The organism is Reinekea blandensis MED297 (assembly GCF_000153185.1).
Lineage (GTDB): Bacteria > Pseudomonadota > Gammaproteobacteria > Pseudomonadales > Natronospirillaceae > Reinekea > Reinekea blandensis.
Genome location: NZ_CH724152.1, coordinates 101,961 through 127,936, shown reverse-complemented (window position 1 = coordinate 127,936; position 25,976 = coordinate 101,961). Strand labels below are relative to the sequence as shown.

Sequence of the window (25,976 nt, the reverse complement as noted above, 5' to 3'; positions counted from 1 at the left end):
GAATGCTTCCGCCCGACTTTTCGTGCTTGCGCTTAATTATCCGGGAATATCCGGATAAATAAGCGCAGTGTGTATTAGTTCGATACTGAGCGGATACACGGGGTTAAAAAGGTTAGCAAGGTATAAATTGAGGTTTACGACCAAACCCGTTTCAAAGAATGCCTGATTTTGTCTTGTTTGATAGTCACTTGCCTTTATAGCGTCGTCAGATATCTGTTGTAAAAACTCGTCAAGCTTGGTTTTCAATCCAATACTGGGTGAGCACGTCTCTTTCAACACCCTCGTATCGCTTCAGTACCTGAAACTCGCCTCGCGTTTGGCTTGGCATGTTCTGAAATGACAGGATCTGTATCTTGGCGATGGCCGTTCGCTGAGGGTCGATCAGATCGATAGGGGTCAGTAGCGGAAACACCCGGTTCCCAGCTTTTTCAAACGGATAGCGCTGCCCTTTCAGCAGCGGTTCTTCAAGTGGGATTTGCAATACCCAATTGAAAGTGACAGGAAACCCCATAACGGATTCTCTCTTTTTATCTAATAGTTTGTATGAGCAAATGCTGTAACTGAGTAACGCCAGTGCAAAGCCAGCCGTGCTTCATTGTTTAATGGCCACCACCGAATAGGTGTGCCAATGCTTCATTCGGCCCAGGGCCGTTTGGGCGGTTTCGTCGCGTTCAAAAAAACGCACCACTTTAAAGTCTGCGAAGAGCGCTCGTACGGTGTCTTCCGACAATGGCGTCGTCGGGCTGCGGTTTTTTTTGCGCCCAGCTGTCTTTGAGCCCCATAAAGTCTCCGGCGAATACGCCACCCGTTCGAAGCGAAGAGGTGATGTGTCGCCATGCCGTATCAAACTGACTGGGGTCGGCAAAGAACAGGCTGGAATTGGCCATGATGATACCGGCTTCGGGGTAGTGGAATCGTTCAAAGGACGATTCGGTCACCTTAATATCGGTGTCTTCTTGAAATCGCTGTTGGCAGAGTTTTACCGCTTCCGGATTCACATCAAACCCATAAGCGGTGTAACCCTGCTGTTTCAAATATTGCAGATCGCTGCCGGTGCCACACCCGCAGTCAATGGCCACCTTATGGTCCGACTCATCTAACTGAATTGCCAGCTCGGTGCGTTTCAGGTGCGGCCGATTCAGGGCTTTTTCATAATACTGTCGCCAGGCGTCCGTGTGTTCATCCATTCAATGATGCGTCCTTGGTATTAGCAGTGCATGTGTTCAATTGAGTCATGTTGATCAGACCTCCTTAAGAAGTCAAACCAACGCAATGTTTAACAACCATCGATCCACATTAAAAAACACGTCACCATGAGGCCCGCAGGGATTTGAATTGCGTCTAAACAAACGAACTTCTTTAAAAAACTCATTGCTATGTTCGGCTCCTGAGTTCTCACCAGGCAGTAACAAAACCATTAAAACTGGGCGCTCAACAGGCTGGTTCTTGGTATGGCACTACCAAACCTATCGCCTGATAAAATATCGATCCATTCACAGTTCATGACAAAAGTTTTCAGACGTTTGTTAAAACAACGCAATGCAATAGATCGCCTTTTTCGGATCTCTTACTATTTACGATGCTTGAATTTTTTCCATCCGCGTTTCAACGACAGCAGCGGTGGTGTTGTATCAGTTCAAACGAACCACGGATTAACCGGCGTCGTTTTGAAACGATTAATCGCATCCGTTCTTAAACAGGCACAAAGGCAAATCAAAAGCCATGTTTAAGCAAAGCGATGGTCTCAGTGAAGCCTTTTTGACTCCTCTGTTCGACGCCGGTCAATCCCGATAAAAATTCAACTGTCGAGGATACGTATGTACATATCTTTTAAACGATCATTGAGCCGAGCGGCGACCGGTCTTCTGGTACTGGGGCTAGCCAGTGTCGCATCCGCTTACGACTGTAACGGCATCAACGCCTATTCGAACGGCGCTTCTTATACCAACGGCGCAACGGTCACCAATCATGGTTCGGCCTATCGCTGCCTTGTTGGCGGCTGGTGCTCAATTGGCGGAGCCTACGAGCCGGGTGTTGGTTGGGCGGCAGCAAACGCCTGGAGCAACCTGGGCCAATGTAATGGCTCGGGCGGTGGTAACAACAACGGTGGCGGGTCTAATAATGGCGGCGACACGGGTTCAGGCGGCGGCTCTGGCAGCTGTTCACCCTGGGTAGCCGGGCAATGGTATAACGAAGGCGATGTAGTCACTTACAACGGGGCAACCTACGTTGCTGAACATGAAAACCCAGGCTATGACCCGGTCATCAGTACCTGGTTTTGGGAACCCACCAGTCAAAACTGCGGCGGGGGTAACGATGGCGGCAACAATGGAGGTGGTAACTGCGCCGCCTGGGTCGCCGGCCAGTGGTACAACGAAGGCGATATCGTAACCTACAACGGTACCCGTTATGTGGCTGAGCACGAAAACCCCGGGTATGACCCGGTCATCAGCACCTGGTTCTGGGAGCCCACCCAGCAAAGTTGCGATGGCAACGGCGGCGGTGACAACGGCGGCAATGATGGCGGCAACAATAACACCGGCTTCCATATAAGCGAGCAGCAGTTTAATCAACTGTTCCCGAACCGAAACCCGTTCTACACCTATCAGGGCTTTGTCGACGCGACGAAAAGTTTCCCGGCCTTTGCCAAGACCGGCAGCATCGAAACGCAGAAGCGTGAACTGGCCGCCGCACTGGCAAACTTCAAACACGAAACCGGCGACTTTGTACACATTACTGAAATCGCCAAAGGTGAGTACTGCGGCAACTGGGGTGGCGCCGACTGTGGTTGCCGGCCCGGTAAAAAGTACTATGGCCGTGGCCCGATTCAGCTCAGTTGGAACGGAAACTACTGCGCCGCCGGTAAAGCACTGGGTCTCGATCTGGTTGGCAACCCGGACATCGTTGAACAAAACTCAACGGTTGCCTGGGAAACCGCGATCTGGTTCTGGATGACACAGAGTGGTGCCGGTAACGACACGCCACACAATGCCATGGTTAATGGTCGTGGCTTTGGTGAAACCATTCGCAGCATCAATGGTGCGTTGGAATGTAACGGCGGCTACCCGAACAAGGTGCAAAGCCGAATCAATAACTACCTGGCCATCACCCGCTTGCTGGGCGTTTCGGCCGGGTCAAATCTCGGTTGCTAATCACGCCGAAGTCGGCTTGAACTAGCCCTGCTCTGCAGGGCTTTCTTTTGGGTCTGCCTTTGTAAAACACGCTTACCCCTTCTTTCAGTGCACACAAGATCAACACGCCTACGACTCTGCATCCTACCCTACACTGTTTTCATAAAACCTCTTGACCCTGACGTTGGGTCAGAGCTTAGGCTTTACGCATCATCAATCAGGAATGAACCATGACTACTTATACCATCAGTCAGGCCGCACAGGCTTCCGGTATCAGCGTGCGGACGCTGCATCATTACGACGCAATCCAGCTTCTGGTGCCCAGTCGTCGCAGTGACAATGGGTACCGGCGTTATACCGAAGCCGACCTGAACCGATTGGCCGACATTCTGTTTTATCGGGCTTTGGGATTTTCGCTGAAACAGATTGATCGTGTTCTGAAGGACCAGACGGATCACCGCGTTACCTTACTACGGGAACAGAAGCAGCGCATTGATGAACACATTGCACGATTGCAGGCCATGCGTGAGCAACTCGTGATCAACCTAGAACAAGAGGAAAACACTATGAAAACCAAAGATATGTTCAACGCCTTAAACGGGTTTGACCCCGACCAATACGAAGAGGAAGTCCAACAACGATGGGGAGGAACGGACGCCTACAAAGAGTCCGCACAGCGCACTAAACATTACGACAAAGAAGACTGGGCGCGGTACCAACGAGACGCCGATGCACTGAACCAGAACATGGCGACATTGATACAGAACGGTTATGCCGCCACAAGCGATGAAGCAGTTGCCGTGGTTGAACAGATGCGACAACTCATCGACACTTGGTTCTACCCTTGCTCACGGGCGATGCATGCGCAACTCGGCGAGATGTACGTGATGGACGAGCGCTTTTCCGCCAGCTATGACAATCTGCAGCCCGGGTTGGCTCGGTTTATCATGCAGGCGACAGCGGCGAACCTGGCGAAAAATGGTGAGTGACGAGCTAGCTTTAAGGACTTAAAGCTCTTGAGAGGCGTCTTTTTGACCAAAGTTTTTGTGCCAATAGCGCCCCATCTTGCTGTTCGATCTTATGATCGAGTCGGCTTCGGGCGACGCAGGCCAAAGCTGCACAAGGTGCCTTTGCCCCGGCATCGGTAGCGACCAATCATCCTCGTCGCCATATTCATTATCCATCCCTTGAACACAGTACCTTAAGCGATATTGTCCCTCTGGCAGGTTTAAAGGAAATGTCGCTTCATGCGCCCACTGGCACAGCGCCAGCGATGCGATTTGATTGGTAAACGACACTTCAACAATATCATCGTACGACGAATCCAGCTCGGGGGCCTGCTCATGCTGTTCGATACAAACTGACATCGCACCATTGTTCAGCCCCGCAACAAAGTACACCATGCCGTCGATCCCGGCGCCGCACAGCCCATTTTTCTGATCGATGAACGCCTCTTCTACAACACCATCGAACAGACTCTCATCGTCATCCGGGTGGTCAAAGTAAAACTGACCGTACTCGACCTCAATTTTCCCTAAAAACAAAAGCGCTGAATCAGACATGAGTCCTCCTTGATTCATCCATTTTGGAATTAACCATCATACGTGCGAGTTAATGTGTTCAGACAGTTGCTTAACCGTCCCGCCGTACGTGGCTCATCGCAATAGTATTCGATAGTTGGCACCAATAAGTCAAAGCGCTGATGCGCGGCCCCGTCGAATCTCAGAGTTAAGTGGTAACCCCTTGCGTGTCAGCCATTTAAAAACCGCCCGTCTAACGAAAAAAAGCCCTGATGATCAGGGCTTATCGCAGGAAAAGTGATGTTTATATTCGAAAGTTCACACCGGCTTAGCCGTCACCTTACGTGCCCAGATCAGAATCACTTTCTGCATCAGGATAAACGCCAGCAACAACACACCAATCACAATGCGGGTCGAGGCCGCATTCAGGGAGCCATCGAAGTTGATCAGTTGCTGAATCACACCAAAGGTCATGCCGCCAATAAACGCTCCGAAGACATAACCCACACCGCCGGTGAGCAAGGTTCCACCCAAGACAACCGCGGAAATCGCATCCAACTCGACAGCAATGCCAACCTCCGGATACGCCGAGCCAGTGGCCACGGCAAACAGAATGCCGGCCACCGATGCATAAAAACCGCTCAGCGCGTAAACACGGATGGTGGTTCCGGTAATGTTCACACCCAAAAGCGCGGCTGAATTGGAATCTCCGCCAATGGCATAGACGTTATGACCAAAGCGGGTGTACTTCGAAACGATGACACCCACCGCTAACAGAACCAGCATCACCATGGCGACGAAATTCAGCTCGCCCTGCCCGATGTAGACGCCAAAGTCTGACAATGTGGTCATAAACGGATGGTCGATCTTCACCTGCTGGGTGTTAATGACGTAGCCCAAACCACGAAACATGAACATACCCGCCAGCGTGACGATAAATGGCTGTATCTTAAACACCGCAATGATCGTCCCCATGATGGTGCCGAAACAGGTGCCCACCAAGACAGAAATTAAGATCGCCCATAACGGATGCAGATTCAGCTTCACCACCAGAAACGCCATCAGGGCACAGATGAAGGCGATCATGGATCCGACGGAGAGATCAATACCGCCGGAGAGAATCACAAAGGCCATGCCGACGGCGGTGACAATGATGAACGCGTTGTCGGTGAGCAGGTAGCCCGCCAAGCGCAGGCCAAAAAAGCCGTTGTAAGCAAAGCTGCCATAGCCGTACAGGATCAACAGCACCGCAATGGCTGACAGCAGCGGTAACGTTCGTTCGCTGATCATGTTCGTACTCCTTTTCGTTTCATGTTCAGGTCTTTAATCGCCGCTTGCGTGGTGGGTGACTGCACCAATAAAACGGCGAGAATGATGCTGGCTTTCACAATCAGGTTGTATTCGACCGGCACCCCGCTGCTGAAGATGATGGTCGTCAGCGTCTGAATGATGAGCGCGCCGATGATGGTCAGCCCCAAATAGATACGCCCACCGTTCAGCGAACCACCGGCCAGCACCACCGCCAAAATGGCGTCCAGTTCCAGCCAGAGCCCGAGACGGTTGATCTCTGCAATGCCGACGTCGGCAATCAGGATGACGCCGGCCAGTGCCGCACAAATACCTGAAAAGACATACGCAAACATTTTAAACAGGCGCGCTTCAATGCCGACGTAGCGACTTGCCCGCGCATTCGCCCCCACCGATTCAATGAACAAACCAATGGCGGTTTTACGCATCACCAGAATAGTAAGCAGCAACAGTCCGGCCGCAATCCAGATGCGCACCGGTATGGCCAGGAACATGCCACTGCCGATGATGTCCATGGCCACACTGTCGAAACTGACGGAACGACCGCCGGTTATCAGTTGCGCAATACCGCGCCCGGACACCATGAGGATCAGCGTCGCGATGATCGGCTGAATCCCGATATACGACACCATGATGCCGTTGAGCATCCCGATTACGCCACCGGCCGCCAGCGATAAAACCATCACCGAAGCAAAGCTCAGATCGGTTTCAGTAATCAGCATTGCCGCGACTGCACCGCAAATGGCCACAACCGAGCCGACTGACAGATCGATACCGCGGGTACCAATGACCACCGCCATGCCCAGCGCGATAATCGCCGTCGGCGTCGCCCGCACCAGAACATCAATCAGACTGCCGTAAAAGCGGCCGTCCTTGAACTCGATTCGGACAAAGCCAGGGTCGATGATCCCCATGATCACGATAATAGCGACCAGCGAAAGAATGGGGCCCCATATTTTCGGATTGATGGACAATCCTTTCAGATTCATCATTGCTCTTGCTCCGTTTACTGCGCGATGGCGGCGACAATGGATTGCTGACTGATCTCAGACCCGGTCAGTTCTTTGACCTTGCGTCGGTCTTTCATAATCGCTACCCGGTGCGCAAACACCACCAGCTCTTCCAGCTCCGACGAGGCCACCAACAAACTCATGCCCTGTTCGCACAGCTCGTTCATGATTTCGATGATGTCGTGGTGAGCGCCAACATCGATGCCCCGGGTCGGTTCATCGAGCAACAGCAGTTGCGGATGCGTCAGCAGCCAACGCGCGAGAATCACCTTTTGCTGGTTACCACCACTCAGTTCGCCAATCGGTTTGTTCATGTTGGGGGTTTTAATCGACAGTCGATCGATCATTTCCTCCACCATGGCTTTCTGTTCGGCCATCGGGATCGGCCGCAGCCAACCGCGTTTGGCCTGCAAAGCGAGGATCATGTTTTCCCGAACACTGAGTTCGGCCACGATACCGTCGACTTTCCGGTCTTCAGGGCAATAGGCCATACCCGCATCAATGGCCTGCTTCGGCGAGCGAATGGATTGTGACTGACCGGCTAACGTCATCTCACCAGAGTCGACCGAGTCGACCCCAAAAATCAGATTGCACAGTTCAGTTCGACCCGACCCGAGCATGCCGGCAAGGCCGACAATTTCGCCGCGGGCCACGGTCAGGTCGACCGGCTCCAGGCAACGCTGTTTGCCGTACTGGTCAATCGCAAACAGCGTGTCCTGAACAGCTCGGCTTTCCGCTCCGGTGTCTTTCGACAGCTCATCGAGTGATTTACCCACCATGGCCCGAATCAACTCGGACTGCGGTAACTCAGCGGTGTTGTAGGTATCGACATACTGACCATTGCGCAAGACGGTAATGCGATCTGAAATCCGATAAACCTGATCAAGAAAATGCGTGACAAAAATGATGCTGATGCCCTGGGCTTTGAGTTCGGTCATCAGCTCAAACAGTCGAGAAACTTCATCGGCGTCCAAACTGGCCGTTGGCTCGTCCAGAATCAGTAACTTTGCTTTAGTGCCCAAGGCCCGGGCAATGGCAATGAGCTGCTGCACGGCAATGGAAAAATGATCCAGCTGTTCGGATGGGTCAATGTTCAACCCGACACGTTCAAGCATTTCCCGGGCACGCTGCTCGGCTTTACGCGGACTGATCAGACCAAACCGTCTGGGCTGATTCAGCAACGTCAGGTTTTCAGTCACGGTCATGGTCGGGATCAGGTTCACTTCCTGATACACGGTACTGACGCCGAGCGATTGCGCATGTCCGGAATTATTCGCATGGAAGGCCTCGCCTTCAAATAAGATCTGGCCGGCATCGCGGGAATAAACACCGGTCAGCACTTTAATAAAGGTGGATTTTCCTGCACCGTTTTCACCCAACAGGGCGTGAATTTCACCTTTACGAATTGAAAAAGACACGTCATCAAGCGCGCGTACCCCAGCAAACCCTTTGGACAGATTCTGAATGCTGAGCAGAGGTGGCGCTTCGTCGACAGCGGTGGCAACGTTCATGTTCATGAAGCACTCCGAAGCTTATAAGATGATTCAAGGTAAAAGACGGACAAGGCGCTAAAGACCTTGTCCGTCACGGCTCTGTCAAACTTCGGACGATTTACTTACGGCGCGCGTACTCTTCTGCCGCCGTTTCCGGATAGAACAGACCACCCGGTACCGTAATGCGCTTCGGTACATCTTCACCGGCCAGGTGTGCTTCCAGTGCATCAAATGCCGCGGCGCCCTGATATGGGCTCAGTTCCAGCGTCACATTGGTTTCGCCATCGGCCATGGTTTTAAAGATATCGGTAATCGCATCAACGGAGGCGATCAGGATGTCTTCGCTCGGTTGCAGACCGGCTTCTTTAATGGCCTGAGCGGCACCAATGGCCATGTTGTCATTGTGTGCCCACACCGCACAGATGTTTTCCCCACCGATGGATTTGAGGAAGCTTTCCATCACTTCTTTACCGCCGGTTGAACTCCAGCTGCCGGTTTGCGAGGCAATGATCTGCATGCCGGGGAAGTTTTCGATGACATTGGCAAAACCGGCCTGACGTTTAATCGCAGCATCAGCACCGACAGCGCCTTGCAGCTCCACGATGTCACAGGTGCCTTCCGTTTCAACGGCCATCCAGGCGCCAATCATCGCGCCTTCCATAGTGAAGTCAGAACCCACGCTGGTGACATAAAGACTCGGGTCAGAATCCAGCCCACGGTCGACCAATACGACCGGGATACCGGCACGATCGGCTTCTTTCAGCACCTTGTCCCAGCCAGTGGTGACCAGAGGTGCCAGAACAATGCCATCGACACCCTGAACGATAAACGAGCGAATGGCTTTAATCTGGTTTTCCTGTTTGCCCTGTGCGTCCGCGAACTTAAAGTCGTATCCGCGTGCTTCGGCTTCCGCTTTGGTGGCATTGGTGAAGGCGGTTCGCCAGCCTGATTCTGATCCGGTCTGTACAAATCCAACGGTTAACTCGGCCATGGCCGACACGGACATAAGGGTCGCGGCAGCAAGGCCTAATGCAGCCTTGATTACTGGCTTTCCAACTACTGATTTCATGGTAAATCCCTCTTTTTTTGTATTTGTTTTCTGAACTCATAGTCAGGCTTAATCGCCCGGATAAACGAGTTCAATTAATGTACAGCCGGGTAAATCAGGATGGGAAGTTAAAACACGGAGGTGGGCGGCTATGTCCATATAGTTAGCCAAAATGGTGCAGTTTTTGGCCGAAACCGTTGATGATGACTTAGCCCGGCAGACCAAGTTGGAAGAGTTGAGCGGTACTCACAAAGGGGTAACAGGACACAGGGCAACGCGAGCACAACAACACAGTGCTCAGTGTAAAAGCGCCCTTAAGGGTGTGGTCACGTAACCATAGGTTGTCCGCTATAAGGAAGCATAGTTTGCTCGAATCTGCCGAAATGCAGACCTCTGTTCGAAGACGCTCAATGTCAGCTGTGTGGTGAAAGCGGTCGTAAGCGCTAATACTTCGTTAGTTAAAAATTGCTCGAAAACGGACATTTGAACGCCGCCAACACGCGCGGCTTTGTAGTGAAGGCGGAGCCGCCGCTGTGCCTGGCATTGTTAAGCGCCATGCTGACTCACATAGCCTGTAAGTGACTCAAAGATTGTTTGCAAATTGCTCATTGGAATCCTTGCTCTACGATTGCTATCCTCAGCACCATTCGCAGAAAGTTCCTGTGAGTGCTCGAAGTCAGATAGAGCATTTTCGGTTGTCTTTGTTCTCGACCAAATTGTAAGCGTATATCTTCCAGCCGTTCTTCCCCAAAGCGCCAGAGTGTACTCTCCTAGTTTGAATTTAACACCTCGACCATTTTTCGCAACATTGTACTTAACTGATAGCTCGTCGAGCTTCGGGATAACCTCTGTATATATCCGTTGTGAGTTCTTTTTCTGTACTGCCTCAGACGCCGCGGCAACATCGGCTTCATCTGAAACTCCAACCTCCTGAGCTTCAGGGTGATACGCTTCTATAAAGTCGGCAACGGCATCCACCAAAGTCTCATTGCCATCCCAAAAATATTCACCATCTAGGCGAGAGTTGTCGAGGATGGTGTGCAGCATAGATTCCACTTTTCGTGCGTCCAGACTCGTCCATGCTTTTACAATTGATACTTTGACAGGACTTATTGTGCCCAGCAGCTCACGCTCTCTTCGATCGGGAAGATCAGTAGTAACGCCAATTTTTTTGATCGGAGGGAAGGACGCCTCCCCGTCGAACTTCTGCAGTTTTTCCGAAAATATCGGCTCGGCAATGTAAATTGTATTCTGCATGAACTTTCAGTCCTGGTTTCGCTTAACGCTGCTCAGCACGCGCGGCTACGAAATGAAGGCGAAGCCGTAATGTAGTAGACGTCGCCGTGACTGTTCTTGTTAGGCACAGTATTTATAAGTCCCACTCAATCGAACTCTGCTCTTTAAGACTATTTGGCGTGTGGAAACGATCTACATATGGAGCAGATCTGATATGATTCATTAAACGCCAGAACCATTGTTTAGCAATCTCCTGAGTCACCCCTTCTGGATAGTCGAACCTATACGATAACCCGTCATTTCCGGGCTTGTAGGACGTTGCGTACAAGGGCTCCAAGTACCTCTGAATACCCCAACGCACCTCGTTTAACAACTCCGCCATCCAGGTTGCATAATATATGAAGTAGTTTTGTTCGAGATGCTCCTGAAAATCTTCTAACGCGAGAGGGATTAGCTCAATAGGAACATCGTAGCCGTGATCAGAAAGAATTCTATGAATGCCTTTGGAAACACCTGTTAGCCTTGAAATATTGTGCTTTGAACTGTTACCGGATATTTTTAGGAACTCGATCCTTGATACTTCTATTTCTGCATTCACATCCAGCGTGGGCAACCAAAGTTTCACGGAAGCCTTTTGATTTAACCAATTTTTTAGCTCATGAGCCGCATCTTCGAGCTTGCAAGCACTGCCATCAATACCAAGGCACTGATTGGCACAGACAGTGTCGAGAATATCAACACAAGAACCAGAAACACCTGTCAATTGACTATCTCCAGCTTCTTTTGCGAAATCGAGAAATCGAATAATAAACAGTGACCGATGTACCATATCCTTGAAATAAACGAGGGCTTCGCCAGCGGACCTCGAGCTTTTTCTGACGTCAAGCAATGCATGATTGACTATCTCGTTAACCGCCTCTAAACAAACGCACAGCCCTATGGCTTCTCGTTCGGTATTGGTCAGATCCATATTCAGTCCCTTGCCTAACAGTTTCTTATGCCGCTACCGCGGTTTTTTTTATGGAGCGGCATATACAGAGCGCCATTTCTAGCCCAAACCGCATAAAGCCTTCATAGTCATCCTTCAAGAGGCTATTGTCAATTTGATTGGCCTGAAAACGCCGCGTGTGCGCTTTTCTTCTGAATACTACCGCGCCGGAGAGTACCTATTATCGGTGCTTACTCGTATTTTTTAATGAGAACAGCTCTATAGGATTCTTTGTTTTACGGCACGTGCGGTTATTTATGGATATTCCCCACGAATAACCGCGCTAACTTAAGGAACTGTGACTGAACTGCTATCAACAGAGAGATGGTATCGACAAGTGGTTCTTTGTGCATTTTTATATGTATTGCAAGGCTGACAAAAAGTTCAACTTTCGAAAACTCTGGAATCGTCAACATAAACGTCCGCTTTAGCGCTTATTGCGAATCGATCTCGGTTAACTCCAATATCTGCTTCCTCATTACAACTGGCGAAATCATGAAATCCCCCAACTACCGCTTTGAGCTTGAAGCGGCCAATATAGAGAGACCGGGTAATCATAGTTTGCCCATTTCGGACCGTTTATGGTTTCGTGCCCAGGGTAAACCCTAAGCTCGTAGATTATCTCGGGATACATCGTCTGCCTGTTTACCGGGCGTGAGAGGATTATTGTGCAGCGGCATTCTTCATCACGTTAACGGTGAAAGCCTGCGATTGCTGCAGAGCATCATCGATGGTCAGCTGCCCTTGCAGAACCAGGCTGATGCGCTGCGAAACGAAATTACCAATGGCCGTAAACTCCGGAATCGTCACAATTTGAATGCCCAGATACGGGCTGGGCAGCAAGGTTGCATCGGTGGGGTCCGCGCGTTCAATCGCGCTCAACACGTAGTCCGCAAAGGGTGCGGCCTTCAGGTATTCTTTGTTTTGGTAGGTCGATGTTCGAGTCCCCGGTGGCACCGCAACCCACCCTTCCTGATCGGCGACCTGCTGTATGTACTCCTGCGAGGTTGCCCAGGCAATAAAATCAATGGCTTCGGTTTTCAGCTTTGACGACGACGGTACCGCTAAGGACCACATCCACAACCAAGCCGAACCTTTGGGCGTAACGGCAACGGGGGCGGGGGCGAACCAAACCCGGTCCGACACCTCCGAACGGTTCTCATCAAATAACAGGCCCGCGGCGACCGTCGCATCCACCCATATGCCACACTGCCCATTGGCAAAAAGCTCCAGGTTTTCTTTAAAGCCGTTTTTGTAAGTGTCCGGAGGACCATATGCCTCCACCAAGTCAACATAAAACTGTATGGCTTTTTTCCATGAGGCCGTATCGATGGTCGGGGTCCATTGCACATCAAACCATTGACCTCCAAAGGTGTTCACCATTGTTCCGATTATGGTCAGGCTCTCGCCCCAGCCCGCCTTCCCACGCAGGCAAATGCCATACACGCCTTCATCCGGGTTATGAATTTTTCCGGCAAAGCCACGAATATCGTCCCAGGTTGGTGATGCCGGCATCTCTATTCCGGCCTTCTCAAACAAATCTGTCCGGAAGTACGTCATCGAACTTTCGCCATAGAATGGCAGTGCATACAGGTTACCCTTGTTGGAAAGACTGTCACGTATCACATCAATTAGGTCATCTTCGTTATACGTTTCCGGCAGTCCGAGCAGTGGCGTTAACCAATCACGTTGAAACCAGAGGGGCACTTCGTAGGCTCCGATCGTCATGACGTCGTATTGCCCCGCATTCATTGCCAGATCGCTCAACAGGCGTTGCCGTAAAATCGACTCGTCCAACACTCGCCAGTCCAACTGGATATCCGGGTTGAGCCGCTCATATTCTTTCGACATCCGTTCCATGATCATCATGTCGGCATTCTCTACCGTCGCAATGCGCAACACTTTTTTGTTCGGCGATGAGTCAAAAAACAACAAGCCATGTTCGTACATGATGTCGTCAATGACACCCGAGTCCTGCAGCGACTTCAGGGAATGATTAAACTGTATAACGTCCAGTCTTGATCGCCCGGGTGCTTTAGAAAAAGCCACATGCATGTCGATGTTATGGGTGTACTGCGGCGGAAAAACATATTCCCCAATCATGTAGGGGAACTTATCTATCATGAGGTCCGCAGCGTTATATTGGTCGATCAACACATAATCGACGCGGCCAGAATGCAGCATTTGTAATGCTTGTTCGTTTTGAACAACGTAGACAAAATTGGCCGGCCGATACTCGCGTTTGATGCCTTCAGGAATGGAACCTCTTACGGTGGCAATGGTGATTCCTTCGGTGAGCGGTTGAGTGTCATCCTGAAGATGTTTTTTACCCAGCAACCCCACCCGAAAGGCCGCAATGGCGTCGGAGATCCAGAAATCCTCAGATAAACCATCGTCTTTAATGACCGGAAACACCGCGGCATATCCGCCGGACAAAACACTGTTAACCGCCCGGGCCGCCGGAAAAAAACTCACCTCTACGTCCAAACCTGCGTCAGCGAACACTGAACGGACCACCTGATAAATGGCGCCGCTGTCTGCTAAATCCTGACCAATGTAGGGTGGGAACTCATAGGTTGTTAAGTTGATTCGAGTCTGAGCGTGACTCAATGCCGACAATAAGAAAAGGAGGGTTAGCCACCGCAACGCAATCTGCTTTATGCCACCAGCAAAGGCATTAATCGGGGCTTGTTGTGACTTCACGCATGTTTACTCCTACAAAGAGGATTTTTGTTTTTATTGAGGAATAAACATAGTTAAGCGATTATTTTTCGTCAATGTCACGCAGGCGCTTGCCGCGGGTGATCAGAAAATAAGAGCTTTTGCAGGGCCATCATTAAAGCGGACCGGTCAGCAAACAGTGATCAGAATCAGCTGCAGGATGTAGATGTTGAAACGAGAGGAGACAGTCACCGATCAGTCGCCGAGCTATTGAAGCGTTAAGCAAAAGATTGCGCTGATCGGTGTGTGTTTAAAGCGCAGTAAAGGCGTACACAATGCGTGAGTAATAGGTCTCATCCGGCTTCAGCAAGACCGATGGAAAGGTCTCTTGGTTCGGTGAGTCTGGCCAGGCGCCGGGCTCCATACAGAAGGCGCCGAACTGCTGATAGCTCAACCCGTCGGCGTACGGAGTTCCACCCAGGAAATTGCCGGAGTAGAACTGCAGGCCAGGTTGATCAGAAAGGCAGCTCATCATCACGCCATTCGTCGTCGACAGGGCACTGCCCAATTCGCGCAACTCACCATCGTCGGGATAACAGAAGCAATGGTCGTAACCACCCGCACGCTTCAACCGATCGGTCGGCAAGGTACGCAGCGTTTCGTCAATGGCCGTCCACGCTTGCAGGTTAAACTCGGTATCGGCCACTGGGATGAGTTCGCCGGTCGGAATAGCCGTATCATCGACGTCGACAAACTGATCGGCCCCGATGCGAAACTCATGGTTGTCCAGATTCCCCTGCAACCGACCATCGAGGTTGAAGTAGACGTGATTGGTCATGGCAAAAATGGTCGGCGCATCGGTATTGGCTTCGTATTCAAACTGCACCTCATCATCGTCGGTGAGCACAATGCTAACCCGAGCCTCGACATTCCCGGGGAAGCCGTTTTCGCCATCGTCTGAACGCACACGAAAGCGCAGCTTCGGGTAGCCTTCGTTCGTTTCAGACAGTTCGGCGGTCCAGATTTTATGGGTAAAGTTATCACGCCCACCGTGCAAATGGTTTTTCCCTTCGTTGCAATCCAACTGAATCGGCTGTCCGTTCAACGTGCATTGCCCACCAGCGATTCGATTGGCATAGCGGCCAACCGTTGAGCCGAGAAACGCACTTTGCGTGGTCAGGGCGTCAATCGTGTCGCAACCCAGTACCAGGCTTTCTGTATCACCAGGGCGTTGGAAGCTCATCCAGGCCGCGCCATAATCGACAAAGCTCGCCGTGGTGCCTTTACGATTGGTTAAGGTATAGCGTTGAACGGTGCGACCGTCCTTCAGTGTGCCAAAGAGTTCACGGGTAATTGAGGTCATACGCTTGTCTGCTCCGTACCGTTAAGTGATTTGATGTAACGTGCCGGATTGCCACCCACCAGCGTATCCGCCGGGACATCCCGGATGACGACAGAACCGGCCGCGACGACCGCCCGGTCGCCAATGGTGACACCCGGGCAAATGGTTACATGCCCACCGATCCAGCATTCTTCACCGATGGTCACCGGGGCGCAGTCTTCCCATTCGCGACGTTCAACGACGTCGACCGGATGACGGGCGGTATAGATATGAACGCCGGGAGCGATCAACGTTTTACGGCCAATCGTTACCCGGGCGCCATCCAGAATCACTGCGCCAAAATTAATAAACACGCCTTCACCGGCAACAATGTTTTCGCCATAGTCGCAATAAAATGGTGGCTCCAGATGCACGTCCGATGCGGAGTTCGGACACAGCTCGCGCATGGTGTCGTGAAAACGCTCGGTATAGTATTCGGTGACATTCAATCGGTGCAGAATGCCCTTGACCCGCGTGCGGATTTGAATCATTTCCTGACAGTGAGCATCGTATGGCTCACCAGCGATCATTTTTTCCTGTTCAGTTTTCATAGCACCCTCACCATGTCGGTGTTCGCACTCAGGGTGGTCCGTCGAAAATCCCTTAGTGAGCATTCAGACTCGGCTCAAGAACGGCGGGCTCGGTGCGTAACCGGCAAAAAAAACAGCGCCGAAGCGCTGCAAAAACATCGATTCGGCTTCAGGCCCTGGCGGCAGCGTGAAACCGTTCGACCCCAGAGAATCTCAATACTTTGTCAGCAACTCAGCCAGCGTAGCGTGATCACGATTAAACAGACGGATGCCTTCCGACAGTTTTTCTGTTGCCATCGGATCTTCGTTCAGCTGCCAGCGGAATGACGCTTCATCGACAGCCAGTTCAGCCGGCGCCGCTTGCTCATTCATGCCATCATCGATTCGGTGCGTCAGCGCTTGCGAGTTCTGATCCAACTCGGCCAACAGGGCCGGGCTGATGGTCAGACGATCACAACCGGCCAATCGCAAGACCTGATCCACACTGCGGAAACTGGCCGCCATCACGACGGTGTCGTAGCCCAGCGCACGATACATCTGCCAGATACCGCGAACCGATTGCACACCGGGATCCAGTGCCGGATCGTCCGGCAACTGCCCGTTCTGTTTGTACCAATCCTGAATACGACCGACGAACGGCGAAATCAGAAACGCGCCGGCTTTGGCCGCCGCAGCCGCTTGAACAGCATGGAAAATCAGCGTCACGTTGCAGCGAATGCCATCGGCTTCGAGTCGACGGGCCGCTTCAATGCCTTCCCAGGTACCGGCGACTTTGATCAGAATCCGCTCTGGATCGACACCGGCATCCCGGTAGTACTGAATCAACCGCTTACCGGCGGCGACCGTTGCTTCGGTATCGAAACTGAAGCGAGCGTTCACTTCGGTCGAGACATAACCAGGTACCAGTTTTGACAGTTGTACACCGAAGGCCACGGAGACACGTTCAATGGCGTCGTCCTGCCAATCGTTTGGCGACTGAGCTTTGGCCGCCGCAACACACTCACGCAGGATCGCTTCAGAGTTGCCACCGTTGGCCGCTTTCAGAATCAGTGACGGGTTCGTGGTCACATCGGTCGGTTGGTATCGACGAATCTGGTCGACGTCGCCAGTGTCGGCCACGACGACTGAGTGCGCACGCAACTGAGCCAGTTGCGTTTGCGCGACATCACTTTTTTTGTCCGTAGTATGCATTTTTGCCATGTTTCCGTTCGTAGTGTTTTTTCAGCAAAGTCGGATTCACCGACTCAACCTGTGGATTAATGGTCAGGGTTTTCAGCGCCATGCTGGCAACCTCTTCGATGACCACGGCATTGTGGACGGCGTTGTCGGCGTCTTTACCCCAGGCAAAGGGCGCGTGTTCTTTCACCAGAATGCCGGGAACCGACAGCGGTGGAATGCCTTCCAGGGTTTCGATGATCACCTTGCCGGTGTTCCACTCGTACTCGCCTTCAATCTCTTCATCGGTCAGAGCGCGTGCACAGGGAATCGGTCCGTTAAAATAGTCGGCATGCGTGGTGCCCAACGCCGGAATGGATCGACCCGCCTGCGCCCATGAGGTCGCAGTGTTCGAATGCGTATGCACGATGCCGCCGATGTCTTCGAACGCCTGGTACAACGCCAGATGCGTGGGCGTATCGGACGACGGCCGGTAGTCGCCTTCGACCACCTCGCCTTTGAGATTCAACACCACCATGTCCTCGGCTTTCATCGTGTCGTACGGTACGCCGCTGGGTTTGATCGCCCACAGCCCGGTCTCACGATCAATGCCACTGACATTGCCCCAGGTGAAGGTCACCAGCCCGTGCTTCACTAAGTCGAGATTGGCGCGGAAAACCTGTTCTTTCAGTTCAGTTAATGACATGCGCCCTCCTTATTTCAACACCCGGCTTTCAACATACGCCGCATGTTGCAGGTAACGCTGATAACGCAAACCGTAACGCTTCACAGACTCCGGTTGCGGGGTGTAAGTGCTCTCGGTTTTCGCCGCCAGAACCTCCATGGCCGCTTCCATCGATGGATAGACATCGGCCGCGACCGCACCGCAGATTGCTGCGCCCAGCGCGCAGCACTGGTCGGTGGACTTGGTTTCAATTTCTTTGCCGAAGACATCCGCACACAACTGCATGATCGGGGCGGACTTACGTGAAATGCCACCAATGGCAATGACGCGGTTAATCGGTACGCCCTGCTGTTCGAAACATTCGTTAATCTTGCGTGCACCGAAGGCGGTAGATTCAACCACGGCATGGAACAGATCGGTCACGTCGGTGCCGAGGTTCATGCCGAAGAAGGCGGCTGTCAGACGCTGGTTGGCGTCCGGTGTACGGCGTCCGTTAATCCAATCCAGCGCCAAAGGCGAGGCCGGCTGAGGCGTATACTGAGCCAGCTTTTCACCCAATGCTGGCAGAATTTTATCTTTCTGTTTGGCAACGTCGCTGTCGGACGCACCGGTCAGACTCAGCGACCAACCCAGCAGGTTTTTAAACCAGGCGTAATAATCGCCGAACGCAGACTGGCCTGCTTCCAGACCGACTTTGCCCGGAATCACCGAGCCATCAACCTGACCACAGATACCCGCAACGCAACGATCGCCAATGGCATCGTACTCCGCTGTCACGATGTCACAGGTACTGGTGCCAACCACTTTCACCAACTCATTCGGTTTCGCACCGGCGCCAATGGCGCCCATGTGACAGTCGAATGCTCCGACGGCAACAACACAATCATCGGACAGGCCCAGAGTGGTCTGCCACTCGTCACTGACGTAACCGACCGCGGTGTCGCTGGTATACGTCTGGTCGCCGACGTTGTCGCGAACTTTGGACATTTGCGGATGGAACTGACTGAAGAACTTACGCGGAGGTAAACCACCCCAGCTTTCGTTCCACAAAATCTTATGACCACTGGCGCAACGCGAACGCTTCAGTTTTTTCGGTGCGGTGGTATTGGTCAGAATCGCCGGGATCCAGTCGCACATTTCAACAAAGCTGTGCATTGCACCGGAGACTTTAGTGTTGTTGCGCAGCACGCGCAGCAACTTCGCCCAATACCATTCAGACGAATAACTGCCGCCGACATAACGGGTGTAATCGACGTCGCCTTTTTTGGCAACGCGGGTAATTTCTTCGGCTTCATCAATCGCCGTATGGTCTTTCCAGAGCACGAACATGGCGTCCGGATCGTCTTTGAATTCTTCACGCAGACTCAGGGCGGTACCGTACTGGTCAATAGCGATCGGGGTGGACCCGGTGGTATCCACGCCAATGGCGCGAATCGATTGGAACACCTCAGCACCGACGCGTTCACGCAGCCGCACACCGGCCGCCGTCATGGCATTCACGATGTCCTGAGGGTGTTGTCGATACTGTTGTTGGGCGGGGTCACAATAGGCACCGTTGGCCCATTGTTCGTACTCGGCGACTTCAGAGTCCAGCTCGGCGCCGGTCTGTGCATCCACAATCAACCAACGGACTGAATCGCTGCCAAAGTCGAGACCGGCTATGTAAGCTGTCATCGAAAAATCCTCTTGAGTTTCACTGAGAGATAGAGTGCAAGGACATGGAGAAATTCGTTATAGACATTCGTGCTACATACATACAGATTCCGGGCAATTTCCGGGGTGCAGCAGGGCTCGCCAACGCAACAAATGGCGAAAAACCCTTATAAACACAGTAAGTTAGCGTTTTTTTTACCATACCATTGGACCAAAGTCGGACTTAGACAAGACCCTCTTTTATGGATATATTTGCTGCAAACAATAAGAAATGAGCAGAACGATGACCCAGGCCATGCAATCACAAGACCCTCTAAAGCCCGGCTATCCTTTCAATGCCCATTTGGTGGCCGGTATTACCCCTATCGTCAAAGGCGGCGAGCTCGATTTCTGGATTGACCGTCCCAACGGCCTTAAGGGCTATATCATTAACATGACCGTGTCCGGCGCCGGCCTCGTGTTCCCGGGTACCGACCAGGAACGCACCGTCGCCAAAGGTGACATGATGATCCTGCCGGCCTCCGCCGTGCATGATTACGGACGTCACCCGGATTACCACAACTGGTACCACCGCTGGATTTACTTCCGACCGCGCGCCACCTGGCACGATTGGCTGGACTGGACGGACAAGCACATGAATGTCGGGTTCCTGTCACTGTCCAAGCAGCCCAGTGACGTCGAAGCCAATGTCATCGACGGCCTGTTTCAGAACGTTGAGCAGAACAGCAAACGTCAGTCGATCCTGTCGGAAGAACTGAGCCTGAACCTGCTGGAACAGATCCTGATTCGCTGTCGGGAGCTGGACCACAGCAAACCGATGGAACCAATTGACGCCCGGATTCTGCGCGCCTGCCAGTTTATCCATGACAACATTGCCAGCGAACTGACCATTGACGAGCTGGCGCAGGTCGCCTGTATGTCACAATCACGCTTTTCTCACCTGTTTAAACAGCAGAAAAACGTCTCCGTGCGACAGTGGATTGAAGACCAGCGCATCGCGTTGGCGCGACAGCTGCTGATCACCACCGATCTGGCGATCAATCAGGTGGCGCAGTATCTCGGCTACCAGGATGCGCTGTATTTCTCCCGCGTGTTTAAGAAGAATCTCGGCGAGTCGCCACGCGAGTTCCGCCAAAGCCAACGCTGAACAGCGCTCAGCCAGAACCCCGATCGCTGACGCGGTTCTGGCATAAACCATTTTATCCATATTGTTAATGGCATCGTCTATTCAATGATGAGTGGCGGTGCCGGACACTTTCAGTCATCAATGCCATCATTCATTACTGGCTGGGAGAACATCATGACAACTTCAGCAAACATCTGGTTCATTACCGGATCTCAACATCTTTACGGTGAAAAAGTCCTGCAGCAGGTCACCGCAAACAGCCAACAGCTGGTGGCCGGTCTTAACGACACCGCTTCCCTGCCGTTGCCGTTGGAATTCAAATCCATTGCCACCACTCCGGAAGAGATTTACAGCCTGTGTCTCGCCGCCACCGCAGACGAAAACTGTCAGGGTGTCGTACTGTGGATGCACACCTTCTCGCCGGCCAAAATGTGGATCAAAGGTCTGCAGGCACTGCAAAAACCCTGGATGCACCTGCACACCCAGTTCAATGCCGAACTGCCGTGGCAAAGCATCGACATGGACTTCATGAACCTGAATCAAAGTGCACACGGTTGCCGTGAGTTCGGATTTATCGGCACCCGCATGGGCGAGCGCCGTTTTGTCACCGCCGGTCACTGGACCGATCCTGCAGTCCACCAGGACATTTCTGACTGGATGCGCGCCGTTATTGGCTGGAACGAAGGCCGCAATCTGAAAGTGGCTCGTTTTGGCGACAACATGCGCCAGGTAGCCGTGACCGAAGGCGATAAAGTCGCCGCTCAGATGCAGTTTGGCTACGAAGTCCACGCCTATGGTGTGGGTAAACTGGTGGCTTACTGTGACGCCGTCAGCGATGAAGACATCGCCCGTAAAATTGATGAATACGGCAGCGACTATGAGTTTGCCTTCTCACTCGATGACAGTGACAAGCTGACCCGACTGCAAAACGATGCCCGTCTGGAAATTGCCATGGAGCGATTCCTGACCGATCACAACTGCAAGGCATTCACCAACACGTTCGAAGATCTGACCGGCCTGACCAACCTGCCCGGTTTGGCCACTCAGCGATTGATGGCGAAGGGCTACGGTTACGGTGGTGAAGGTGACTGGAAAACTTCAGCCATGGTTCGCATCCTTAAAGCGATGTCAGTCGGCCTCGAAGGCGGCACCTCCTTTATGGAAGACTACACTTATCACTTCGGTGAAAAGGCGCAGGTTCTGGGTGCGCACATGCTGGAAGTCTGTCCGTCTATTACCACGCAGAAGCCAGTGCTGGACATTCAACGTCACACCATTGGCTGCAAGGCGGACATTGCCCGTCTGATTTTCAGTGCCAAAGCCGGTCCGTCACGTAACCTGACCAAGATCGATATGGGTGACCGATTCCGTTTCGTCCTGAACGAACTGGATACCGTCGACCCAACTGACACACTGCCGCATCTGCCTGTGGCCCATGCTCTGTGGGAACCACAACCAGACTTGCGCACGTCCGCTACGGCCTGGATTCTGGCCGGTGGCGCACACCACAGCGCTTACACGCAGTCGGTGACTACGGAAGTGCTCGATATTTACGCCGATCTGGTCGATGTTGAGATGGTTACCATCGACAACAGCACCAACATTCGTGATCTGCGACGTCAGCTGAAAAACTGATCTCTCCTTACCCTTGCCTCAGCCGGTGCCTTGTCACCGGCTTTTTTTTGTCCCGACTTCGAGCAAAAAGACACCATCTATTGACGGCACGCCCTGGCTTTCTGAGCGTCGCTGCTATAATTCTTAATTAGAGTATTTACCGGTTACTGCGGTTCACCAATCACAGAGACACCCACATGCCCAGACTGATTATCGTTTTGTCACTAAGCCTGACTGCGCTACTGCTGAGTGGTTGTGAGTCCGGTAATGAACCCATCGAACAAGCGACACCGGTGGATAAACCCAAGGTTCTGCTGGTGATGAAATCACTGGTGAACCCGTTTTATATCCAGATGGAACAGGGCGCTCGCCAGGCGGCAAACGAACTGGGTGTGGAGCTGATTGTTCGCTCTGGCACCAATGAAACACTGGTTGAGCAACAGATTTCCCTCATTGATGAGCAGCTGGCCGCCGGGATCGATGCACTGGTGATCGCACCGGCCGATTCCATTGCCATCCTCCCGGTATTGATCCGTGCCAATGAGTTGGGCGTGAAAATCGTTAACATCGACAATCGTATCGATACCAATGCCATTCAACGAGCGGGGTTGCCTGCGATTCCTTTTGTCTCGGTCGATAATGAATTTGGTGGATATGAAGCAGGAAAAATACTGGCCGAGCTGGCCGGGCCCGATGCGAAAGCGCTGATCATTGAAGGGCCGCGCAGTGCCATTAACGCCCGAGAACGCCGCGACGGTGCCCGTCGAGCGCTCCAGGAAAACAATATTGAAGTGGTTGCGTCCGAAGTCGCAAGCTGGAAGCTGGAGTCCGCCTATGCGCTGACCCAGAACGTGCACGCTCGGAACCCGGAGCTCAACGTTATTTTTGCAGCGAATGACATGATGGCGCTTGGCGCTTTGTTGTACGCACAGGAACACGGCCTGAATGACTGGCTGATTGCTGGTTTTGATAACATCCCCGATGCCCGCGCTGCGGTTCGGGAGGGACGCTTAGCGGTCACCATCGATCAGCAAGCGGACCGTCAGGGGTATCAGGGCGTGGCAACGGCCGTTGATCTGTTGAACGACAAAGCCGTCGATGACGTTGTGCTGGTCAAGACGCGGGTAATTACGGCAGACGACAACCCCATTTTTTAAACCGGATACCCTATGTCCTGGCAGTGGTTTAACACATTTCAGAATCGGCTGATCCTCTACATCACGATCAGCACCCTTATGCCACTGACTGTCCTCGGCTTCATGTCTCATCGCCTCACCGTCAGTGCCTTAAACCAGCAGGCCAACGATCTGACCCAATCGATCATTCATCAGGAAGTGCGAAATCTGGAAGGCTTTGCGCGCGACGCCCGACGTCTGGCCAATGATCTGATCCGCTCTACCCCCATTCGCAGCGCGCTGGAAATGGCTCGTTCCTCACAGCAGCTGTCGGGCATTGAACAACTGCGTATTCGCTCCAACATTGAATCGCAACTGGCGTCGACCATTAATCTTCAGGGGCTCATCGCCATTGAAGTGTTCACCGAAGGTCAGGTCTTCAGCATGGGGGATCTGACCGCCGGCACCCTCTATAACCGCGACCGGCTGCTCAGCTGGATCGACGAATGCGAACGCCAGCAACAGGCGATGTGCTGGCCGGGAATTGAAACCAACTCACAACCGGCATCGCAGTATGGCTTCGTGATACCTGCGGTTGTTCCAATCACCGAGTTCGATCAGGCCAACCTGCAGTACCAGACGACCGGATACCTGATTCTTAAGTACGACGTGGAACGGCTGTATGAAGAAGTCCACAGCGAACAATCGGAGTTTATGTATCAGGTGGTTGTCGACAACGAAAACCGAACGGTTTATCACCCGCACAAGTCCCGGTTACGACAAACCTTTTCCATTCCGTCGATGGACATGAACGATGCTCTGAGCAAACCGGTCGACGCCGAGGTTGATGACAAGGCGGTACGGTTGTTTATCAGTGAAATTCCCACTATGAACTGGAAAGTCATCGGTGTGATTCCGCTGGCCTCCATCACCGACCGCGGGTTGGATATCAGCCGGATTGCGTCGCTGTTTTTTGTCTTTGCGCTGATGTTGATGATCATCGCCGTGTTCTTTCTGTCCAAGCGGGTCGTTGCGCCCATCACGCACATCACCAACGTCATTAAGGGCAAAAGCAGCGGCACGCTCAGCTCAAAAACGTCGATCGATGAGATTCAGCAACTGATTCACTGGTTCAACCAATACAAAGACATTGTCGATAAAGAAAAAGTCCAACAGGAAGAATTGCGCATTGCGTATCAGGAGCTCAAACAGACTCAGGAGCACCTGATTGAAAGCGAAAAGATGGCGGCGCTGGGTAACATCGTCGCCGGCGTGGCGCATGAGATAAACACCCCCATCGGCGTTTCGATTACGGCCAACTCCATCTATCTGGAAAACCTGCCGAAGATTACCGAGCGACTCGAGTCTGGAAACATCACCCGCACCGAAATGATCGATTTCTTGCATCAAAGTGGCGAAGCCGCCGAAGTGTTGCGCGTGAATCTGGACCGGGCCGCTAAACTGGTCAACAGTTTCAAACGAACCGCCGCGAATCAGCATCAGGATAATCTGACCGACTTTGCGTTAAAGCCCTACATCGATGATGTGGTCAACAGCCTGATGCCCGCCATCAAAGGGCATGATATTTCGGTCATCATCTCCGGCAGCGAGACCATTAAAATCCGCAGTTATCCGGGCATTCTGTGGCAGGTGTTTACCAACCTGATCATGAACTCACTGCATCATGGCTTTGACCCGGGCGACACCGGGCAAATCACCATCGATATTGTCCATGAAGAGTATTATGTTCGTGTTTTTTACCGCGATACCGGTAAAGGCATTCCGGCTGAAAACCTGACCAAAATTTTTAACCCATTCTTCACCACGAGGCGCCATGCCGGTTCTACCGGATTGGGGCTTAACATCATTTACAATTTGGTCTCACAGGACCTGAAAGGCCACATTGCCTGTCAGAGTAAGCCCGGCCACGGCGTCGAGTTTTCACTGACCCTGCCCTACGTTGTCGAATAACCCTCCACTGTTGTGCCTTTACCGGCTTTCCGAGTGTAAGCCAACCCCCGCGCTCGGAAAGGCTGACCCGGATCAAGCCAAGCCAAGAGACATACCACAATATATTGAATAAAAAACCTCATCTGAGCACTATATATAGATCGGCGCCCAAAAGAGCTCAGGTTCGATGCGTACGACCTGAAGGGAATCTTGTCCTGAATCTGTGACCAAGCAAGAGCTGCCCCCGCAACTGTATGGAACGAGACCGAATCAAAACCACTGGCACCGCCGGGAAGGAGATTCGGTCGTTTGAGTTCTGAGCCAGGAGACCTGCTGAACACCCCTGACATCACGCCACCATTCGGGAGGAAT

General features: G+C 52.4%; 21 protein-coding genes and 1 riboswitch. Of the genes, 6 read left to right on the top strand and 15 right to left on the bottom strand.

Features of this window, described 5'->3' with window-relative positions; genetic code table 11:
- Nucleotides 1-229 precede the first annotated feature (229 nt).
- Entirely contained in the window at nt 230-511 is a 282-nt protein-coding gene (locus tag MED297_RS12220; RefSeq protein ID WP_008045330.1) for a DUF2584 family protein, read from the bottom strand.
- A gap of 178 nt (nt 512-689) precedes the next feature.
- Entirely contained in the window at nt 690-1,187 is a 498-nt protein-coding gene (locus tag MED297_RS12215; RefSeq protein WP_008045327.1) for a class I SAM-dependent methyltransferase, read from the bottom strand.
- 630 nt (nt 1,188-1,817) lie between these two features.
- On the opposite strand from MED297_RS12215, the gene MED297_RS12210 reads away from it, so the two are divergent.
- Together MED297_RS12210 and MED297_RS12205 are read left to right on the top strand one after the other, a co-directional pair.
- A complete protein-coding gene (locus tag MED297_RS12210) occupies nt 1,818-3,152 on the top strand; it encodes a glycoside hydrolase family 19 protein (RefSeq protein ID WP_008045325.1) in 1,335 nt (444 codons plus the stop codon).
- A 209-nt stretch (nt 3,153-3,361) separates the two neighbouring features.
- Nucleotides 3,362-4,120 (top strand): MerR family transcriptional regulator, encoded by a 759-nt coding sequence (locus tag MED297_RS12205; RefSeq protein WP_008045323.1) that lies wholly within the window; start codon nt 3,362-3,364, stop codon nt 4,118-4,120.
- An 18-nt stretch (nt 4,121-4,138) separates the two neighbouring features.
- On the opposite strand, the gene MED297_RS12200 is transcribed toward MED297_RS12205, so the two are convergent.
- From MED297_RS12200 to MED297_RS12140, 13 genes are all read right to left on the bottom strand, one after another.
- Complete coding sequence (locus MED297_RS12200) at nt 4,139-4,693, bottom strand: hypothetical protein (protein WP_050762916.1); 555 nt, start codon at nt 4,691-4,693, stop codon at nt 4,139-4,141.
- A 276-nt stretch (nt 4,694-4,969) separates the two neighbouring features.
- Nucleotides 4,970-5,941 (bottom strand): ABC transporter permease subunit, encoded by a 972-nt coding sequence (locus tag MED297_RS12195; protein WP_008045319.1) that lies wholly within the window; start codon nt 5,939-5,941, stop codon nt 4,970-4,972.
- Nucleotides 5,938-6,951 carry an ABC transporter permease gene (locus MED297_RS12190; protein WP_008045316.1) on the bottom strand — a complete coding sequence of 338 codons (1,014 nt, stop codon included), beginning with the start codon at nt 6,949-6,951 and terminating at the stop codon, nt 5,938-5,940. The genes MED297_RS12195 and MED297_RS12190 overlap by 4 nt, the downstream gene beginning before the upstream one ends.
- 14 nt (nt 6,952-6,965) lie before the next feature.
- Nucleotides 6,966-8,486, bottom strand: coding sequence for a sugar ABC transporter ATP-binding protein (locus MED297_RS12185; protein ID WP_008045315.1), 1,521 nt, complete (start codon nt 8,484-8,486; stop codon nt 6,966-6,968).
- 94 nt (nt 8,487-8,580) lie between these two features.
- Nucleotides 8,581-9,531: an ABC transporter substrate-binding protein gene (locus MED297_RS12180; RefSeq protein WP_050762915.1), complete on the bottom strand. Its 951-nt coding sequence runs from the start codon at nt 9,529-9,531 to the stop codon at nt 8,581-8,583.
- 525 nt (nt 9,532-10,056) lie between these two features.
- Nucleotides 10,057-10,767 carry a GIY-YIG nuclease family protein gene (locus MED297_RS21355; protein WP_008045311.1) on the bottom strand — a complete coding sequence of 237 codons (711 nt, stop codon included), beginning with the start codon at nt 10,765-10,767 and terminating at the stop codon, nt 10,057-10,059.
- A gap of 112 nt (nt 10,768-10,879) precedes the next feature.
- Nucleotides 10,880-11,716: a hypothetical protein gene (locus MED297_RS12170; RefSeq protein WP_008045309.1), complete on the bottom strand. Its 837-nt coding sequence runs from the start codon at nt 11,714-11,716 to the stop codon at nt 10,880-10,882.
- Nucleotides 11,717-12,397: 681 nt separating this feature from the next.
- Entirely contained in the window at nt 12,398-14,437 is a 2,040-nt protein-coding gene (locus tag MED297_RS21885; protein WP_008045307.1) for an extracellular solute-binding protein, read from the bottom strand.
- 268 nt (nt 14,438-14,705) lie between these two features.
- Nucleotides 14,706-15,758: an aldose epimerase family protein gene (locus MED297_RS12160; protein ID WP_008045306.1), complete on the bottom strand. Its 1,053-nt coding sequence runs from the start codon at nt 15,756-15,758 to the stop codon at nt 14,706-14,708.
- A complete protein-coding gene (locus MED297_RS12155; RefSeq protein WP_008045305.1) occupies nt 15,755-16,327 on the bottom strand; it encodes a sugar O-acetyltransferase in 573 nt (190 codons plus the stop codon). The genes MED297_RS12160 and MED297_RS12155 overlap by 4 nt, the downstream gene beginning before the upstream one ends.
- 192 nt (nt 16,328-16,519) lie before the next feature.
- On the bottom strand, nt 16,520-17,497 hold the full coding sequence (locus MED297_RS12150; RefSeq protein ID WP_008045304.1) for a transaldolase: 978 nt from the start codon (nt 17,495-17,497) through the stop codon (nt 16,520-16,522).
- Nucleotides 17,472-18,167, bottom strand: coding sequence for an L-ribulose-5-phosphate 4-epimerase (locus MED297_RS12145; protein ID WP_008045303.1), 696 nt, complete (start codon nt 18,165-18,167; stop codon nt 17,472-17,474). Before MED297_RS12145 ends, MED297_RS12150 begins: the two co-directional genes overlap by 26 nt.
- A gap of 9 nt (nt 18,168-18,176) precedes the next feature.
- Nucleotides 18,177-19,820: a ribulokinase gene (locus MED297_RS12140; protein WP_008045302.1), complete on the bottom strand. Its 1,644-nt coding sequence runs from the start codon at nt 19,818-19,820 to the stop codon at nt 18,177-18,179.
- Nucleotides 19,821-20,082: 262 nt separating this feature from the next.
- On the opposite strand from MED297_RS12140, the gene araC reads away from it, so the two are divergent.
- The 4 genes from araC (at nt 20,083) to MED297_RS21345 (ending at nt 25,625) form a co-directional block, all read left to right on the top strand.
- The gene (araC, locus tag MED297_RS12135) at nt 20,083-20,946 is read left to right on the top strand and encodes an arabinose operon transcriptional regulator AraC (RefSeq protein ID WP_008045301.1); all 864 of its coding nucleotides are present in this window, start codon (nt 20,083-20,085) and stop codon (nt 20,944-20,946) included.
- 153 nt (nt 20,947-21,099) lie between these two features.
- Entirely contained in the window at nt 21,100-22,560 is a 1,461-nt protein-coding gene (gene araA / locus MED297_RS12130; protein ID WP_040557298.1) for an L-arabinose isomerase, read from the top strand.
- A gap of 176 nt (nt 22,561-22,736) precedes the next feature.
- Entirely contained in the window at nt 22,737-23,696 is a 960-nt protein-coding gene (locus MED297_RS12125) for a substrate-binding domain-containing protein (protein WP_008045299.1), read from the top strand.
- A 12-nt stretch (nt 23,697-23,708) separates the two neighbouring features.
- Nucleotides 23,709-25,625 carry a sensor histidine kinase gene (locus tag MED297_RS21345; protein WP_008045298.1) on the top strand — a complete coding sequence of 639 codons (1,917 nt, stop codon included), beginning with the start codon at nt 23,709-23,711 and terminating at the stop codon, nt 25,623-25,625.
- Between the two features lie 124 nt (nt 25,626-25,749).
- Nucleotides 25,750-25,956, top strand: a riboswitch (cobalamin riboswitch).
- Nucleotides 25,957-25,976 lie beyond the last annotated feature (20 nt).